Source organism: Neobacillus sp. NPDC097160, assembly GCF_044762155.1.
Classification (GTDB): domain Bacteria; phylum Bacillota; class Bacilli; order Bacillales; family Cytobacillaceae; genus Neobacillus.
In genome coordinates, this window is the sequence record NZ_JBIWDU010000011.1 from 199,285 (window position 1) to 215,605 (window position 16,321).

A 16,321-nucleotide genomic window follows, 5' to 3' on the forward strand; every position below is an offset into this window, starting at 1 on the left:
ACCTTTGCCCTCTCTAACGAAATGGCGGCGTTATTAGTCTGACCCTCAGTTACCGATAGGCTTTTCACCTCTCCGCCAACGATGACTTGTGGGAAAGTTTCTCCTGCATTATAGCCAATAACCCTAATCCTGTAGGTATTCCCTACTGGAAGCTTTACCCCAACATTTAAGGTCCCTTGCCCTTTTGTTTCTTCACGAAGCAGGTAGGATATTCCATTGCTCCCTTCTACTAATAGTTTTAAATTTCCAATATTACTAGGAATATTTGATACACGGATATTTAGGTTATTATCCCCCTCAGCATATGCCTTGTTTAAGCTGGATACATTCGGAAATATCAAAACGATTAATATTATAAAAAGTTGCATTTTTTTATAGTAATTTAACATGGCATAAATCCCCATTCTCCCTATAGCTTATTAAAAATTCATGTAACAGATATTTTAAGTTAATTTTCATGTGTTAATTAACATGGGAAGGTGAAAAGAATTACAGCATCCACACCCCATTATTATTAAAATAGTTCCAGATACTTATAATTATCCTCCAACCTTTTGCATACACCGCTGCTCTTGAAATAGTACTAAGTTTTGCTGATTTTTTAACAACCGGTTTGCATCACTCCACCGATCTAAGTCCCATCATATTCCCCTTTTTTCCTATCTAATAACCTATTTAAGTTAATTGTAAGACTTCCCTATAAGTTACTCAAGCTATATTTATGCCTTAAATTGATAACCTTCATTTCTGCGACGAGTAATTAGCCAACCAATGTTTCATCAGGTATATACTCCATATAGACAGCTCTATACGGCATAAAACTTTGGAATCATGAGAACTGTCGCTGCAATTCTTAGATAAACACTATCCGTTCATCACCTTGAAGCGAATTGACCATCTTCCAGATTTCGCCGTTCAACCAATCCCATTCAAAGTATTCCCCTTCAATATGATAAAGGAACGGTTTAGTTGGCTTGTCTGCATCCATTTCCTTTACCCAGCCATCATAATACTCAAAAAACTTCTCTTTCAAGATCCCGTAAAAGTAGGCAATCGGCTTTCGCACGACATTTGTGAATTTTAGCTTTCTAATTAATTGCCGAAAGGAATCAATAGCAATACCAACAATAGCATCAGTTTCTCCATGGAGTTTATAGTCAAAAGCTAAGATATTGACCATACGCCAGTATTCTTCGATTAACTTTGCATCATCGAAGAAACATTTAACAAATTGGACAAAATCCTTTGGAACACGGTTGCTCACAAAGGTGTAATCTAATTCAGGCGCTTCTTCTTTACATTTTTTTATCTTTTGATCTTTTTCAGTTTTTAAAAGATTAGTAGTTTCTTTTGGGTGGTTCAATGTTTCTTGTTTAGGTGGTTCACTTACAGGAAAACGATTAAACACATAGAAATTGCTGGACTGCGAGAAGTTTTTTCGTTCGATTTCATTGACAGTGAAAATGCCTAATTCTTTTGCTTTGCCGATCATCCGTTTAAACGTGGAGCGGGAAATACCGTTATCGCAGTATTCATCATGGATCGCTTTTAACACAGTGCCAATTTTGGCATTACACACTCCAGGGATTTTCGCAGCAAAACGAACCAGCCGCTTTAAACCGACCAGCTCCCCTTTTGAAAAATCAGTCTTGTGTTCTAGCAGCCACTTTTCTATATGGTGATTAAACTCTTTCAAACTTTCAAATTGTGAAAACTGTTCAAATCCCTCAATTTTGCCTGATTTCAAATTCATCATTTTGCGCCACCCTTTCACCGCTAAGTTTCCGTTTCCGGCACCTCTACGATATCGGGTTTTTTAGTGTGAATCGAACTGCTCAATTTCACTTTTGACGGCACTTTTTATACGAAAAACCTCTTTTTTGCGTTAAAAAGTGAATTTTGAAGCCGATTTTCGCCTTTTTGGGTCATTTTTGCTATTATATTCAAAACAGGTGACGTTCTTCTGATTCCCTCAGTGTAAACAATTGACGTTTGTCATTTCCATTCCACAATCAGACACACCTCGACCATTCCCAACTATTTTCCCTATCAAACAAACGTTTAATTAAAACAGTGGGAATCCTTGATATATAGGCCCTTTCCCGTCCCAAGCTGTAAAAAAATTGCCGAACAGTGCAATAATGATAGGGAAGCTGATGATTTGAACCACTATTATCACCATTCGACATCCTTTCGACGAAATTCCATATATGATATTCTATTCAAACATTTGTTTTAAATAGTAGCAAAGTATTGATTTATATGAATTTCCTCTACAAATCTGAAAAGAAAATTGTCAAGAATTGCCGGGGAAAATTGCGATAACAATGCACATTTTCACACTAATTGAATGTCTTCCGTGAACTTACATTAGTCTATCTATTCCACCTATCTCCGCCACTACTTAATGGTTTAATTGAAAGAAAACCTCGTCCGGATTCGTCTTATTAATAGCCTAAAAACAATGTTGAAATCTGTCTCAAAAAACTTACTAGAAAAAGGCACCATCGATTATGTTTCTACTGGATTTATCCCCATACCCAGCAAAGCGAATTATGAGGAGTATCCCCCCACTGTAATCATAAAGTGCGGTAAAAAGGGAGGTATTTCAAAATGAAATAGTCCGAATATTATCCAAATAAATAGGGTGCAGTCCCCCTACTTCAGCAGCAGGACTGCACCCTAAATTGTTGTGATTGAAATGAAAAGGAAGCACAAGAACCTTCGCCTGCTTCCGGATGTGATATTCGCACCGAAAAAGGCCCGCCTTCCCTACTCAAACTGCCTTAAAAACTCGTATTCTTCATTATTGGCGGTGGTTAGGTCGAATCCTTCTTTATTTTTTATGTAAACGTCTGTTACGATTTCGTTAAGTTTTTTGACGAATTCTTTGTCCTTCGCCAGATCTGCTTTAAGTGAATGAGGGTTGTTCGGGATTGGATTGAAATTGCCTTTGTAAGGGAGAATATAGACCTTCTCTCTTAGAGCTTGAAGCTCTTGATCTGTATTTACCTTTACACCCACCTTATCAGCAGCCCATTTTAGCTCATATAGCGGGTCGGTCATGACAAAGTCTCCCACAAATCCGGCGTCAATTTGACCTGATGACACTTTAAATAAAATTTCTTGGTGATAATAGCCTGTCTCGAGTTTGGCATCTTTTTCAATATTAATGTCTTCTTGTGTTTTCAAGTAATAGTTTTGGTATTTGAAGCCTGACTCCGAAAAGTTATCCCGCACAGCTATTTTCTTTCCAACTAAATCTTCAAAATCATTTATGCCGCTATCTCTGTTCACAATAATTATTCCGCTATAATGATCTTGACGAGTAGTCTCATCTACCGTTTTAGCAAAGGCGCTTAATACAGGTTTCTTTGGATTCTTATTGATTCCAATAAAATCACTTGGAGCGCTTTCTACTGCATCATACTTGTTGTTAGCCACGTCCTTTTTAAATGTCTCGCGGTTAACGTACACTACCTTGATCCCATCATAGCCTTTATCGATCAATTGATCTTTTAACTCACTCCATATCTTACCTTCCATCACTTTTGCAGTCTGAGGGTCAAAGAATAATAAACCATATGTAAATGGTTTTTTCGGATCAGCAGGTACATTGACACCTGTATTCGCTTCTTGTTGCTGCAAAAGATATTTACTTGAAACATATAGCTGGTTAGAATCATTTAGCTGCTGAAAAGAATTTTCATATTTATTCGAGATAATAAACCGATCTCCATTACTGTCTTTATACTTAATCGAGTTCTTATCTTTTGTAGATGTAAGCCCTGCAACATCAATTTTCACCTTATACCATAGAGGATTGGAAGTATCGACTATATCAACGATAGATCCTAAAGTCACCGTGCCAATCGGTTCAAATTGCAGCCCTGCCCCTTCCCGAATATTAAGCTGGGTGGCATTTACAAACTGAGGACCCGTGGATTTTGGTTTATTTGCAGCCTGCTCCATATCTTGAATTAATACCTTATTCCGATTTACCTCATTTTTTGTCTTTTCAAGTTGATTTTGCAGCTCTAACAGCTGGTATTTTACCCCATCCAAATCCTTATCTAAGGACCTGTCTGCACTTTTTGAAGCAAAAGGAGTAGTACATCCAGTTAATAAACATACAGAGACGACAACACTGCCAAGTTGTTTTTTCATAATAGCACTCTTTTCTCATTCATTTGGTTTAGAAAAAATGTTTAATTAACCTTACAATTAATACATCATTATTTGTTTTTTGCTCTAGTAACTCTTGATCGATTCGTTCAACCTCAACTAAAGATACCTTCTTTGTGTGAGCAGCATTATTTCTATTTTCCCTGATTCTTTGAAAATCTACATCTTTAAAATGTCTAGTCAGCATTGGATGATCGGAAAGGAAGGCTGCGAAATTAAAGTTCTTATCACTCTTAGGATTAAAAATATTTTCCAAGGCTTTGCAGTACGCTAAATAAATAACGGATGCATCATTTTTAAAAATTTCCCTTTGATAATGAAAAAGATATCTGCCTAGTGTTAGCGAATTAATGATAACAGGTGGACATTTAACAGGAATCCTCTTTTTGATCATCAATGCAATATCCTGATATTGTTGATTATGATTATTTAGCTGGTCCAGTTTAGAAAGAACGGAATGATTAATAGTTTGAATCTTATCTTCCATTTCCATTTTAAGGGCTTCCATTTGCTGATTAAATTCCTCATTCAATTCTGATTTACTCAGTAATAATTTTTTCTCAATATCTTTTTGAATTTCTTCAGGAAGTTTAACGATATCCTCTCTGATTTGCAGGATTTCCTGAATACTCTGCTCTTGATTACTTTCCAATACCTTAATTCGTGACAAAACCACATTTTCGATATATTTCTCCATATTATCAATTAAAACAGAGAAATGGCCTAGGTTACTTTGCACATCTTGCATTTGGCCCATCAAGGTATTAATCATTGGCATAACTGTATTTTTGATCATTTCCATTGCTTCTTGATTATGTGTACCATTTATCTCCCTTTCTTCATTCCCTAATCTCTTATTCTCTTTATACTTATAGGAGAGAACTTCATTGGATAAATCACACACCTTAAAATAAAGGACCAGCAATGAATTATAACTGTCTAAAATCGGTTGAATAGTATAATTAAACTCCTTTATAGGCTCCAATGTTCTTTTTAAAGCCCGCAGCCTATCAATATCTAACTCCAAATTTCCCTTATTTATTTTGCAGTCTTCCTCCATTGAATGAATTTTTCTTAAAAAGCCAGTTATTTCGGAATTATCATTTCTACTTTTTTCAGTAATAATGATTTCCTTCATCTCTCTTAATAATGAATCAATCTTTGTAATCGGCATCTTGATTTTTCTATTTAAAGCCTGAATTATATAGGCTGCTTTACTCTCATCATCAATAATAGAATGGTCAAGAATGACGCCAGCTATCGTAACAGGTTTAAGCAGGGGAAGTTCCCCATAGATTTCGGAAATGACTTCATATGAATCATCGTTGGGATTAGGTTTTAATGGACTTGTTCCCAAAATCGGTTTCCCCGACTTTTGCGTTTTAGTCCCTTCAAGTGGCTTTCTTATTGGTATTGACTCCTGTTCCCGCTGCTTACGCCTTTGTTCATCTCTACGTCTTTTATAAAAGAACCAAATGCAAATGCCTATTCCTCCTGCAATACCTAAGATCACCACGATATAAATTGTCCAATTGGTGGTACTCTTAAGATCTGCCTTTAGCGTGTAACTAGATTTATTACCTCTTAAATCGACCATCTTCTCAAAACTTTTGTAGCCCTGCTTCTCGATTTTAAATTTATACGTTTGACCCTTTTTAAGCTCTACGTAACCATTATTCTTAAAATCCTTATAATGGTTGCTGTCGACCGTAAGTAAAAAATCTTTACTATTCGTTGCCACTTTAACCTTAACGAGCTGGTCAAGAATGAGGAGATACGTATTCCCGTTGGAATCCTCAACATAATAACAAAAATAGTTATCGAAAACTTTCGAATATTCCTTTTGAAGTTCTTCCTTACTTAAAGTCGCCCGCTTGGTGTCCTGGGCTAATTCCACAATTTCCATTGGGGAAATATTAGGAGAAATAAGAGAAGGGTAATTTAAATTCCCATTTAAATGTATGGCGTAAAACTTCTGGTTTTCTTCCAAGCCTTTCGCAAATTGATCAAAATTAGTCCAATTAAGTTTTTTTTCATTAACTAGGTCTTCTATTTTCCCGCCTTCGCTGCCTGCATGTACATTCGGGACATGAAATACAGATGATGCCGTCACAAAAACAATTAATAATATAATTAAATAGTTACCTCTTAAGGTTTTCATTCAATTGGCCACCACCCTACATAAAAGAAGATTTTTCATAGTATAATAGTCACACAAGCACTATGCATATTTACATTCTACCATTATCTTAACTTAATTAAACTCAACAATTTTCGACAACTTTCGAGACAATTTAAACCCAAATACAAACTTATATGCATAAAAAGTCTCATGTCCAATTACCCTTTCTCCTATTATTTTAAAGTACTGAAACTGGAGATAACCTCTTCAACTTCATATCTTACATCAATCTCCATTAACTCACTAAATAAGCCACCAGAACCATCCCCTTGGCCAATAAAGGCAGACTACAAGCCCACTACCCATAAAACCCGAGATCTCATCCAAGCACGAATAAGAGAAGGATTTACATTGGAAGATTTTAAGAAAGTCATTGATATTAAGACTTCCGAATGGCTGTTTCACCCACAAATGAGCAAATACCTAAGGCCCACCACCCTATTTGGCAACAAATTTGAATCGTATCTGAACCAGAAGCCCTTCAAAAAAACGCTGGACGAGGAGGATTTCGATCTAGATGACGAAGCGTGGGACATTCGAATTGTTAAAGAAAATAGCGGTATTTTATGATCAGTTTGTCGTTGATCAAGAGAAAGTCAATCTGTGGCATGAAATGCTGAAAGACTATTCATTGAAAGAGACGCAAGCAAACCTGCATGAATTTGTAAGAAGCTCCCCTTTTCCGCCAAAAATAGCTGACTTGGTGCAAAAATCAGGAGGCACGAAGGGGATTCCAACATTAGAAGAGACCAAGAAACTCATCACAGCAAAATACAAACCCGCAAGTGAAGAGTTAATCCAACGGGAACTGTCCAAGATGAGAGCAATATTGGGGATTGGCAGGGGGTGAGAATAATGGAAGGCCATGAACCATTTAATCAGGAAGCAGAAGAAGCAATGGTAGGGGCATTCTTTCTAGACGGGGATTTGGTGAAAGAGTGTGGTATTCGTCCGGAGCAGCTATTTTCATGGAAGCTGCAGCTCATTTATTCGGCCATCCGCCATGCCGATGGCAAGGGAAAACCAATCGATGTCATCACCGTCGTGGAGGAACTCGGCATCGAAAAGGTGAAGATGATCGGAGGGGTTAGCTATCTTACACAATTAGCCGGCAGTGTTCCGACAACGGCCAACTTTTCCTTTTATGAAATGCTTGTCAAAGAATACCATCAAAAAAGAAAAGCGATTCAAATTGCCGGCACCATCATCGAACAGGCAAAAAAATCCGACATCAGCAACACCTTAAGTGTCGGGATTCAGGAATTAGTCGCTGTAAGGGACGATCAAGTCGATGAAGACAACGGGGATATTTTAGTCTCACTTGCGGATTTATTCGAGGAATGTGAAAAAGATCTCGGTGATATCACGGGAATTCCATCCGGCTATTCCGATTTAGATCAGTTGATTGGCGGCTTTCAAGAATCGGATCTGATCATTATTGGCGCACGCCCCAGTATGGGAAAGACGGCCTTCGCCTTAAATGTTGCCCTCCATGCGGCCAAACAGGATGCGAGCTTAATTTTTTCATTAGAAATGTCAAAGAAACAGCTTGTGCGCCGGATTGCCGGCTTTACAGGAAACAACAACAGCCGTAAAATGAGGAACCCGAAAATGGAATTCGAAGACGAAGATTGGCAGCGATTTACCGGAACCATCGGGAAACTCTCGAAGGTGAATCTCCATATTTTTGACGGGGCTGGGATGAATATCCCCTATATATGGTCAAAGGTGCGCAAGATGCGGCGGGTGTATGGCGAAGAGAAACGGCTGCTGGTGGTCATTGACTATCTTCAGCTGATTGAAGGAAATGCTACTTACAAGCAAAATCGCCAAGCAGAAATAAGCGAGATTAGCAGAGCCTTAAAAACAATGGCAAGGGAACTAAAAGTCGCGGTCATCGCCCTTTCTCAACTAAGCTGCGGGGTCGAAAGCCGCCAGGACAAGCGCCCCATCCTTTCCGATCTGAGAGAAAGCGGTCAAATCGAACAGGATGCCGATTTGATTGCCTTTCTTTATCGAGAGAATTATTATTCAAAAGACTCGCAATCAATAGATAAAAAATGGAAATTATCCTTGCCAAACATCGGAACGGACCAACCGGAACAGTAGAACTCGGGTTCAATAAGCAATTGGGACAATTTATGGATATGAGTAGCCACAGGGACGGTTTATGGCGCTTTTTAATTTACTTTTCCATATCCAAAAAAGCCAGGAGAACCGTCCCCTTTGTCTTTAAAATATAGTAATATTTAACTATAGTATTTCATGTTATTCCGGCCTTTTTTCTAAATCATACGTATAGCTTCATACATCGTTGGGAGGTAAGAACTTGAGTAGTTGGTTTATTGTTATAGCATTGCTGATAATAGTTTTCATCTCAATCAATAGTAGATTATCATTAAGGATGAAGATTAGAAGAATTATCAAAAAACACCCTAACACTATAAGGTATCTTAAAAACAAAACTTTCAAAGAACATGAACTGATCAAGAGTTTAAAGGGAAAAGTTTATGATGAGTTAAGCGATAAAAATCTCTGCATTGCCCGAAAGAAGTTAGAAACTATTATAGAACAAGAAATTGTGAAGGTCCTTAAAGGTTGGAAAAGGAAAGTACTTGTATTTTTTGGTGTATTAGCAGGAGCAGCGGGTTTCTGTTTTGCTGCTTTATTAGTCATAGGAATAACAACCTCCGATTCGAAAAAGCCCGAGAAGGCAGTTGCAACTGCGAAATCTTCGGAGAACTCAGGGCAAATCGATTCACTTCTTATGAGTGCAGAAACTCATATTGGTAAATCAGAATATACATTGGCGAAAACAGATTTAGATCAAGTTTTGAGACTTGATCCATCTTCTCAAGATGCCACTAAGTTGTTGAACCAAGTGAAAGAGAAATTAAAAGTACAACAGAAAAAAGAGGAAGAAGAAAGTAAAAAAAAGCTGGTGGAAGCACAAGTTAATAAAAATGAAGAACATTTTAATAACGGTATTGCTTTCATGAATGATGGACAAGAACAAAAGGCCATAAAAGAGTTTGAAATGGTGAACAAAAGCTCAAATCGATATGAGGAAGCACAAAAGTATATCAGTAACATCAAGCGTAATAAGTTTGATGAACAATGCAAGGATATAGACTATAAGGAGTTAAAAAAGTCCCCAGAGGAACACAAAGGGGAGAAAATCCACTTCGCCGGAAAGATTTTTAACATCCAGGAAGTCAGTGGGAAAACAATTCTTTCACTTGCTACAGCATATACCGACGATGATTACTACGGAGATGATGTTTTCATCCTTTTTCCAACCGGAACCTCGTTAGTGGAAGGCGATTTCATTGATATCTATGGTGAAATGGTCGGCAATTATTCAAAAAGCCAATCGTTTATCAGCGATTACCTAAACGGAAGCCAGTACAGTATATATTACGATGGAGGAACTTTTTATGAACAAGCGCCCGTTATTAAAGCAAGACTAATAGAGGATTCAAATAAAAAAGTGTATGGGAAGTAGCTTTTTGATAAAATCCATTGGTTCTCCCCTGTCTATAAATTATGGAAAGACATCAGAAGGCCACTTTCCCTTTCCAATAAGAAATTCTGTTTCATAATTCCAAAAATAAAAAATCTCTTTAGCCCTTAAGCTTAGAGATTTTATTTTTAGATAAATTTTCAGATCCCTACTATTGTTACCAGATGGTCTTGGGTGGTTGGTTTGGCGTTCAATGGCAGTAATTTGATGTAAAATTCCCTTTTCACTCGCAAGTGCACATCAGGAAGCACCTAGAGCTCCACATCCTCGCGAGGTATAATATTCCAGCTCAGCCCATCTTGTACAATCGTACAATTAGGAAATTTCTTTCGTAGTCTTCTAAGTGTCTTTTTATCCGCAATTTCCTTGTCAGCCCTTGCCCGCTCAATTCTTTCCATGGTTTCTTTCTTCGTATCTCCTGCTTCAATCAGTCCTAAAAACGGTATCAAAACAAAATTTTTCTTTTCTCCTGGTTTCATTTGTTCACCTTCCTTAACTATAATTTATACAGAAAAATGAAAATCCCTTGTGACAACATTGCGAACAATTACATAATTATCTGCCCCCAAACTGGGTAAAGTGGGGGGCAGTGGTTTTCTATTCACCAAATGTTTGGGAATACAAATTTCCATATGACAATCTTCTTTGTGATTTTACGAATTTCAAGCAATATCGATACTAATCAAACATTTGGTTAAAACCTGGATAAACACTACCAAATTAGGCTCTAATATGTCCAGAGCGAAAAAATATTGTTGAATTTTGCAAGATAAATGGAACTATCCCATAACAATCAAGCTATTCCCACCATAACACAAATATCGACTATTTTCTTATGAAATAAACTAACTAATCGTTTGATTAAATACCGTATTATCACCGTAAAACATATTTTCATATTATTGTTTGCCTAGTTATTTACACTAGGCGTCACCTTCTTTTATGTATTTTCTGCTTATTACCATTTCTCTACAAATCTCGTCATTTGGCACTGTAATTTATTTAATAAATTTTTTAATTGATGAACAAAAATAATGGAAAAAGCCAAGGGAAGAATATATCCCTCGGTTATGTTGATTTCTTTATTTAAGATCGTATTATAAGGTTAATCTTCTTTAAGCGGGTAAGTATACCAAATGAATGGTGACTAGGATTTCCATACCCCATTATTATCAAAAAGGTACCAGGTACCTGAAATATTTGCCCTACCTGTTTGCATTGCACCGCTACTCTGAAAATAATACCATGTTTTTCCTGATTGTAACCAGCCTGTTTGCTTCGCTCCACTGCCCTGGAAGTAGTACCAAGTTGCACCGTCTTTCAACCAGCCAGTCTGCATGGCACCTTCGCTGTTAAAATAATACCATGTTGTACCTGATTTCATCCAACCTGTTTGCATCGTACCTGACTGATTAAGGTAATACCATGTTCCTCTGTCATTAAACCAACCTATTTTCTTTACACCTGTTTTTTCATCATAATAAAACCAAAGGCCCTGATTTTGAATCCACCCACGCTTGGGAGCCTCTTTCACAGTCATTTCTGGAAGAGATACTTTTTGAACACCATCAGATAGAATAATGGTAACTTTAGCGCCTGCGGGAATTTTTCCTGTATTTAGATTAAATTTAGTATTTATATTAATTGGAAATGGCCCATACTTCATAGTAGCTGCACTAGTTCTTAATGATGATTGGTTTACTAGATTACTTGAAACCACCACTTCCGCACTACTGCCAAAGCTACTAACTCCATCAATGGTATCTTTTAAGTCCGTAATTTCTTCAATATACACCTTTTCAACATCGCTTAATGATTAACCTATTTCATTAGAATCAAGCATATAGGATTGGACGGTAATTAATTCGCCACCAATTAAAGGGGTAACTGGAACAGAATAGTTTCCATAAGAATCAGTAACTCCTTCTCCAACAACCTTATTGCTGCCATTTAATATTTTAATATTACTTTCATGAGTGGCAGTACCACTAATAGACGTTGATAGTTGTGTAATTGGATTTATAGTTGGTGCCGTTGACGCTATTCAATTCTTATGTAACAACATTTAGGTTTCCCTTGCTACAGATTGTTGTTTATGAAGCCCCCATCTTCTCAAAGTCTTCGCTTCCCAAATGACTGTGTCGGTTATTTTGTCTTCCCCCATTAGGTCTGAAATAGTTCTTGCTTAGTTAATTTACCTAGTAGAGCAAATCCATTATTTAAGTCATCTACAAAATTTAAGCAGAGTGGGGGTCTGACCCCGAAATTCCATGTTCTTTTTTTCAGCTCTTCCAGGAGCAACACAATAATCACATATTTCTATCACTTCACCTTTATATTCAAAAGGAAGTGAATCCTTCTTTTGATATACATATTGAGCAATATATTCTCGAGCTAAAGTAATGCCCGTTAAATCATCTCTTAATAATTCTTTTATATCATCAAATACCATTTCATACTTTGTATGGCTTATGTTTTTTACTTCCTATTATTATAAATTAAGCTCATCTCTTCTATTAATATTACTAAATATATATTTAGGCATTCCAGATGAACGCATTTTGGACCGAAATTTGTTTTTATGATGGCACCGTGATTAATCTTTTTAAAACTATTCTAATATACCTGGTTCTTTTTACTCAGCAAACTGTTAAAATTAAACTATAGAAAGATAACTACATGAGGGGGAAAAGAAAGTGAAGGTATTTGGTTTCTTAAAAAAAAGATGGAGATATGTATTAACTGCATTAATTGCCTTAATTATTGGAGCGTCTGCTGGACCTTCTCAAGATCAAGTAGATAAAGCAAATGGAAAAGTAGATTCATTAAAAAAGCAGTTATCTACTAAAGCAAAAACAGTGGCAAGTTTGCAATCAGAAAATAAAGAGTTGGATGCTAAAGTTAAAGAAGCAGAACCCTTCTTCAAATTAAAAGAGGACGAGCGTAAACAAAAAGAAGCAGAAGCTAAAGCCGCCGAAGAAAAACGTTTAGCGGAAGAAAAAGCAAAAGAAGAAGCTGCTCGCAAAGAAGCGGAAGCTAAGGCTGCCGAAGAAAAACGTTTAGCAGAAGAAAAGGAAAAACAAGGTTATAATACAGGAATTACGTATGATCAATTGGCAAGAACTCCCGATGATTATGTTGGTCAAAAAGCCAAATTTAGTGGAAAAGTGGTGCAAGTAATTGAAGGTAGCAGTACGACTCAAATTAGATTTGCTGTTAATAAGGATTACGACACTATTCTTTTCGGAGAATTTGACAAATCGGTTGTTAGTTCCAGAATTTTAGAAGATGATGTAATTACAATTATGGGAGTATCATCTGGTTTAATTAGTTATAAATCTACAATGGGTGGTCAAATATCGATTCCTGGTCTATCTATTGAGAAAATAGAGCAGTAAAAGAATTAGCACCAGTTACTAAATGTAATGGTACGCATAAAAGTGCGTATAAATATGAAGACAACACGAATAGGCCCCCGCCCAAGTTTGGGGGGAGTCTATTTTTTATCCCCCATTGTCTGCCAATCGTTACCAATAATTACAAAATATTTTAAATGTACTTATAATTTTTTCTTTCAATCTCGATCAGTTAAAATTTTATCTAAAATTCTATACCATTAAAGGTTATAATATTTATTGGAAATCAAAAACTTTCATTTAGGTGATATCAAAAATTATGATTTATTTATTTTTTTTAGCCATATTTTTAATTGGAAATTCAACTTTATTACTATTTTTGCTTTATGGAGTAAATAGTTGCCAATCCTATCCTCCTCGTAAAACATTAATAATTGCCTTTGATCAAACGAAAGAAATAATGCAAAGACTAGCAAAATATTTACTTTTCATCCTTCTATTTTGCTTCCTACTATTCCTTTTTAAAGAAATATATCATCGTATTTTTTCATCCAAGTTTTTAATTGATGCTAGTGATATTACGGTTATATTATTAACTATTTCACTTTTACCTCATGCTAATAAGAAACGAGATAAAGAGATTACTATTTATAAAATTCCTGTTTGGCGGGCCTTAATTGGTATCTACGCGTGGGTACTGGTAATTTTAGGATTCGTTATTATGGAATACTTAGATGGAAATCAGTATTTTATGGAGCTACGAAAAAAGGCTTTATATGTTTATTTTGAAAATATTATGGTAGCCGTAGGGACCATAATACCAGCATTTGGAGCGATAAAGAATTTTTATCTAAGGAAAATTCAATGATTTATGAGGGCTATGGGATCAGACCCCCGCTCAACTAAAGTTTAATGCGGTAAAGCAGAAATGCTAGATGTCGCCAGTGGGTTAGACTGTATTGGAAAAAGTTATGTCTCCCTCGCAACAGCTTGCTGTTTATGAAATCCCTATCTTCTTAGTGTCATTGCTTCCCAAATGGCTGTGTCGGTTATTTTATCCTCTCCTGCTAGATCTGATATGGTTCTTGCCAGTCGAATAATCTTTATTTGAACCCGGTTAAGAGCCTCCGCCAATAATGGCCACCGAAGGTGCTGAATGATGGGGATGCATTTTGATGAAGGTTTCTGCTCTCCCCTGCCAACTGGTACAGGCTCATGACTTCTAATTGCGCTTGATTTGTAAGGGTCGGTAATATGGAAGGAAAGGTTTCTGCAAGCAAGCTTTTCCCACACCCTGGCGGGCCGCTCATGAGCACATTATGTTCACCCGCGGCAGCAATTTCAAGTGCCCGTTTTGCTTGCTCGTGGCCAATAACATTTCGGAAATTCTTTTGTGGCGATCGGAAATTCTTTTGCGGTGAATCGAAAAAAGTGACATGTGATCATTTGAAGTTAAATTAGGGAGAAAAGGCAGTAGTTCATGCCCTTCTAAGTGCTGGACTACTTCTTCGATATGCTGAACCACAATACAATCCAAATCTTTTAACATTTGGATAGGAATTGCAGGATCATACGGCAAATAGATCTTCTTTAAACTCAAACCTTTGGCAGCAATCAGAGCCGGCAGCATCCCCTCAGCTTTTACAACCATGCCATCAAGAGATAATGCACCAATAAACGCAGTATCCATTGGAATCGCCACTTTTATCAAACTCAGCTCTTTTAAAGCAGCAATCGCGATGGCCAAATCAAATAGTGGCCCATTTTTCTTTTGTTCTGATGGTGAAAGATAAACGACTATCTTTCGATCGGTAACATCAACATCAAAATGACCAAGTGCCGCAATGACACGTTCCCTCGACTCTTTTACTGAGGCATCCGGCAAACCAACAATCACCATCGATTCCGTACCAGGTTTGATCCTTACATCTGCCTGCACTAGATAACCTTCTAGCCCCTTTAATCCAATACTGAACGCTTTTACAGCCATTGAAAATAACCTCCTACTATTTCTTATCAAACTTTTTAAAATGTTCCATTACACTAAGATTTTGAAGGAATTATAGTTACTGCACCTTCAACAAATTTGCGGTAATTTTCTTTCTGCGGTTCAAGAATATGAGATAATATTTTTGAGGTTGTAACATGTGGATTTGTGGAGTTCGATATATAAGCCATATAGCTGCTCCACCGATAATCTTGAGGAAACTTCACCATTTTCGCTTCAACTGGATTCATATGAATATATCTACTAACTTCCAATAGATACTCCGCAGTATCAATTAGTTCTGCTCCGTACCTGCCTTGAAAAACATGACCTACAAGGTGATGACGTTTATTAAAATACATTGCATATCTAGAATTCAGCATTTTTATAATATCTTTTGGATGATGGTGAAGGGTTTCTAATTGAAGATGAATGTGCTTGGTCATGAGGCAGTAGGTGTGGAGACAAAAAGGATAACAATTACGTGTTTCTTCTAGGAGCTCTATGTACACTTCACGATCAAAATCATCATAAAATAAGCAGCCCTCCGATTACCTCGGTTCGTAATATGATACTTGGCACCAGGAAACCAAATGCGGTGATTTCTTGACAACTAGGGCACCCCTCTCAACTAAGTTCCTTACCAAATACGTAATTCAACAAAAACCTCTAAATTCCTACCAAATTTGATAATAAATTCTGACAAATTAAAGAACAAAACCATAGAGACTAGCTCTTGGATTAAACCTTTGTGCTTTACCGCTTTAAACTTTAGCTGAGTGGGGGTCTGATCCTAACGTCCTGTATATTTTTGCAAAAAATGATGAATTTTGTTGAAAAATGCACTTCTTAGTAATAGTATAAAAGTATCAATAAGAAAAAGGCAAACCCTTCGAAAGTCGGGGACGCAAAGCTGCGAATCTAAGGCGAAAGTGCTATGATAGTCGGGCTGCCAAATGGATTGGATATACAGCTAAAGCTTTTTTATTAGCCTAACATACATTTTGGCCACCAATCTTTTTTGTGGGCTTTTTTTCTTTTTAAAGAGAATAGGAGTACAAAAAAGGAAAGCAGTAGAGTTTTGCTAG

18 protein-coding genes and 1 riboswitch are annotated in these 16,321 nt (G+C 36.8%); of the genes, 6 read left to right on the forward strand and 12 right to left on the reverse strand.

Going from position 1 to position 16,321, the window contains the following annotated elements; translation table 11 throughout:
* From ACIQXV_RS17150 to ACIQXV_RS17165, 4 genes are all read right to left on the reverse strand, one after another.
* On the reverse strand, positions 1-389 hold a 389-nt coding region (locus ACIQXV_RS17150; RefSeq protein ID WP_402960425.1), incomplete at its 3' end, for a hypothetical protein.
* Between the two features lie 464 nt (positions 390-853).
* Positions 854-1,756 carry a hypothetical protein gene (locus ACIQXV_RS17155; protein WP_402960426.1) on the reverse strand — a complete coding sequence of 301 codons (903 nt, stop codon included), beginning with the start codon at positions 1,754-1,756 and terminating at the stop codon, positions 854-856.
* Between the two features lie 1,016 nt (positions 1,757-2,772).
* Complete coding sequence (locus tag ACIQXV_RS17160; RefSeq protein ID WP_402960427.1) at positions 2,773-4,167, reverse strand: PhnD/SsuA/transferrin family substrate-binding protein; 1,395 nt, start codon at positions 4,165-4,167, stop codon at positions 2,773-2,775.
* A 28-nt stretch (positions 4,168-4,195) separates the two neighbouring features.
* Complete coding sequence (locus ACIQXV_RS17165; RefSeq protein ID WP_402960428.1) at positions 4,196-6,346, reverse strand: hypothetical protein; 2,151 nt, start codon at positions 6,344-6,346, stop codon at positions 4,196-4,198.
* A gap of 171 nt (positions 6,347-6,517) precedes the next feature.
* On the opposite strand from ACIQXV_RS17165, the gene ACIQXV_RS17170 reads away from it, so the two are divergent.
* From ACIQXV_RS17170 to ACIQXV_RS17185, 4 genes are all read left to right on the forward strand, one after another.
* Complete coding sequence (locus ACIQXV_RS17170) at positions 6,518-6,937, forward strand: conserved phage C-terminal domain-containing protein (RefSeq protein ID WP_402960429.1); 420 nt, start codon at positions 6,518-6,520, stop codon at positions 6,935-6,937.
* Complete coding sequence (locus ACIQXV_RS17175; RefSeq protein WP_402960430.1) at positions 6,885-7,217, forward strand: replicative helicase loader/inhibitor; 333 nt, start codon at positions 6,885-6,887, stop codon at positions 7,215-7,217. Before ACIQXV_RS17170 ends, ACIQXV_RS17175 begins: the two co-directional genes overlap by 53 nt.
* 5 nt (positions 7,218-7,222) lie before the next feature.
* A complete protein-coding gene (locus ACIQXV_RS17180) occupies positions 7,223-8,476 on the forward strand; it encodes a replicative DNA helicase (protein WP_402960431.1) in 1,254 nt (417 codons plus the stop codon).
* 220 nt (positions 8,477-8,696) lie between these two features.
* Entirely contained in the window at positions 8,697-9,872 is a 1,176-nt protein-coding gene (locus ACIQXV_RS17185) for a hypothetical protein (protein ID WP_402960432.1), read from the forward strand.
* Between the two features lie 269 nt (positions 9,873-10,141).
* On the opposite strand, the gene ACIQXV_RS17190 is transcribed toward ACIQXV_RS17185, so the two are convergent.
* The 4 genes from ACIQXV_RS17190 to ACIQXV_RS17205 form a co-directional block, all read right to left on the reverse strand.
* Entirely contained in the window at positions 10,142-10,369 is a 228-nt protein-coding gene (locus tag ACIQXV_RS17190; RefSeq protein ID WP_402960433.1) for a hypothetical protein, read from the reverse strand.
* 668 nt (positions 10,370-11,037) lie between these two features.
* Entirely contained in the window at positions 11,038-11,685 is a 648-nt protein-coding gene (locus tag ACIQXV_RS17195) for a hypothetical protein (RefSeq protein WP_402960434.1), read from the reverse strand.
* A 21-nt stretch (positions 11,686-11,706) separates the two neighbouring features.
* Positions 11,707-11,934: an Ig-like domain-containing protein gene (locus ACIQXV_RS17200; RefSeq protein WP_402960462.1), complete on the reverse strand. Its 228-nt coding sequence runs from the start codon at positions 11,932-11,934 to the stop codon at positions 11,707-11,709.
* A gap of 180 nt (positions 11,935-12,114) precedes the next feature.
* A complete protein-coding gene (locus ACIQXV_RS17205) occupies positions 12,115-12,342 on the reverse strand; it encodes a hypothetical protein (RefSeq protein ID WP_402960435.1) in 228 nt (75 codons plus the stop codon).
* 244 nt (positions 12,343-12,586) lie between these two features.
* Between ACIQXV_RS17205 and ACIQXV_RS17210 the strand changes: the two genes are divergently transcribed.
* Together ACIQXV_RS17210 and ACIQXV_RS17215 are read left to right on the forward strand one after the other, a co-directional pair.
* Positions 12,587-13,288 (forward strand): toxin regulator, encoded by a 702-nt coding sequence (locus ACIQXV_RS17210; protein ID WP_402960436.1) that lies wholly within the window; start codon positions 12,587-12,589, stop codon positions 13,286-13,288.
* A gap of 277 nt (positions 13,289-13,565) precedes the next feature.
* Positions 13,566-14,114: a hypothetical protein gene (locus ACIQXV_RS17215; RefSeq protein WP_402960437.1), complete on the forward strand. Its 549-nt coding sequence runs from the start codon at positions 13,566-13,568 to the stop codon at positions 14,112-14,114.
* A gap of 140 nt (positions 14,115-14,254) precedes the next feature.
* On the opposite strand, the gene ACIQXV_RS17220 is transcribed toward ACIQXV_RS17215, so the two are convergent.
* The 4 genes from ACIQXV_RS17220 to ACIQXV_RS17235 are packed head-to-tail and all read right to left on the reverse strand — an operon-like array spanning position 14,255 to position 15,745.
* Positions 14,255-14,380 carry a magnesium chelatase subunit ChlI family protein gene (locus ACIQXV_RS17220; RefSeq protein WP_402960463.1) on the reverse strand — a complete coding sequence of 42 codons (126 nt, stop codon included), beginning with the start codon at positions 14,378-14,380 and terminating at the stop codon, positions 14,255-14,257.
* Positions 14,350-14,619, reverse strand: a complete 270-nt coding sequence (locus ACIQXV_RS17225; RefSeq protein ID WP_402960464.1) for an ATP-binding protein — start codon at positions 14,617-14,619, stop codon at positions 14,350-14,352. The genes ACIQXV_RS17220 and ACIQXV_RS17225 overlap by 31 nt, the downstream gene beginning before the upstream one ends.
* Positions 14,553-15,236: a magnesium chelatase domain-containing protein gene (locus ACIQXV_RS17230; RefSeq protein ID WP_402960438.1), complete on the reverse strand. Its 684-nt coding sequence runs from the start codon at positions 15,234-15,236 to the stop codon at positions 14,553-14,555. Before ACIQXV_RS17230 ends, ACIQXV_RS17225 begins: the two co-directional genes overlap by 67 nt.
* A 53-nt stretch (positions 15,237-15,289) precedes the next feature.
* Positions 15,290-15,745, reverse strand: coding sequence for a transposase (locus ACIQXV_RS17235; protein WP_402960439.1), 456 nt, complete (start codon positions 15,743-15,745; stop codon positions 15,290-15,292).
* A gap of 360 nt (positions 15,746-16,105) precedes the next feature.
* Positions 16,106-16,190, forward strand: a riboswitch (cyclic di-GMP riboswitch).
* Positions 16,191-16,321 lie beyond the last annotated feature (131 nt).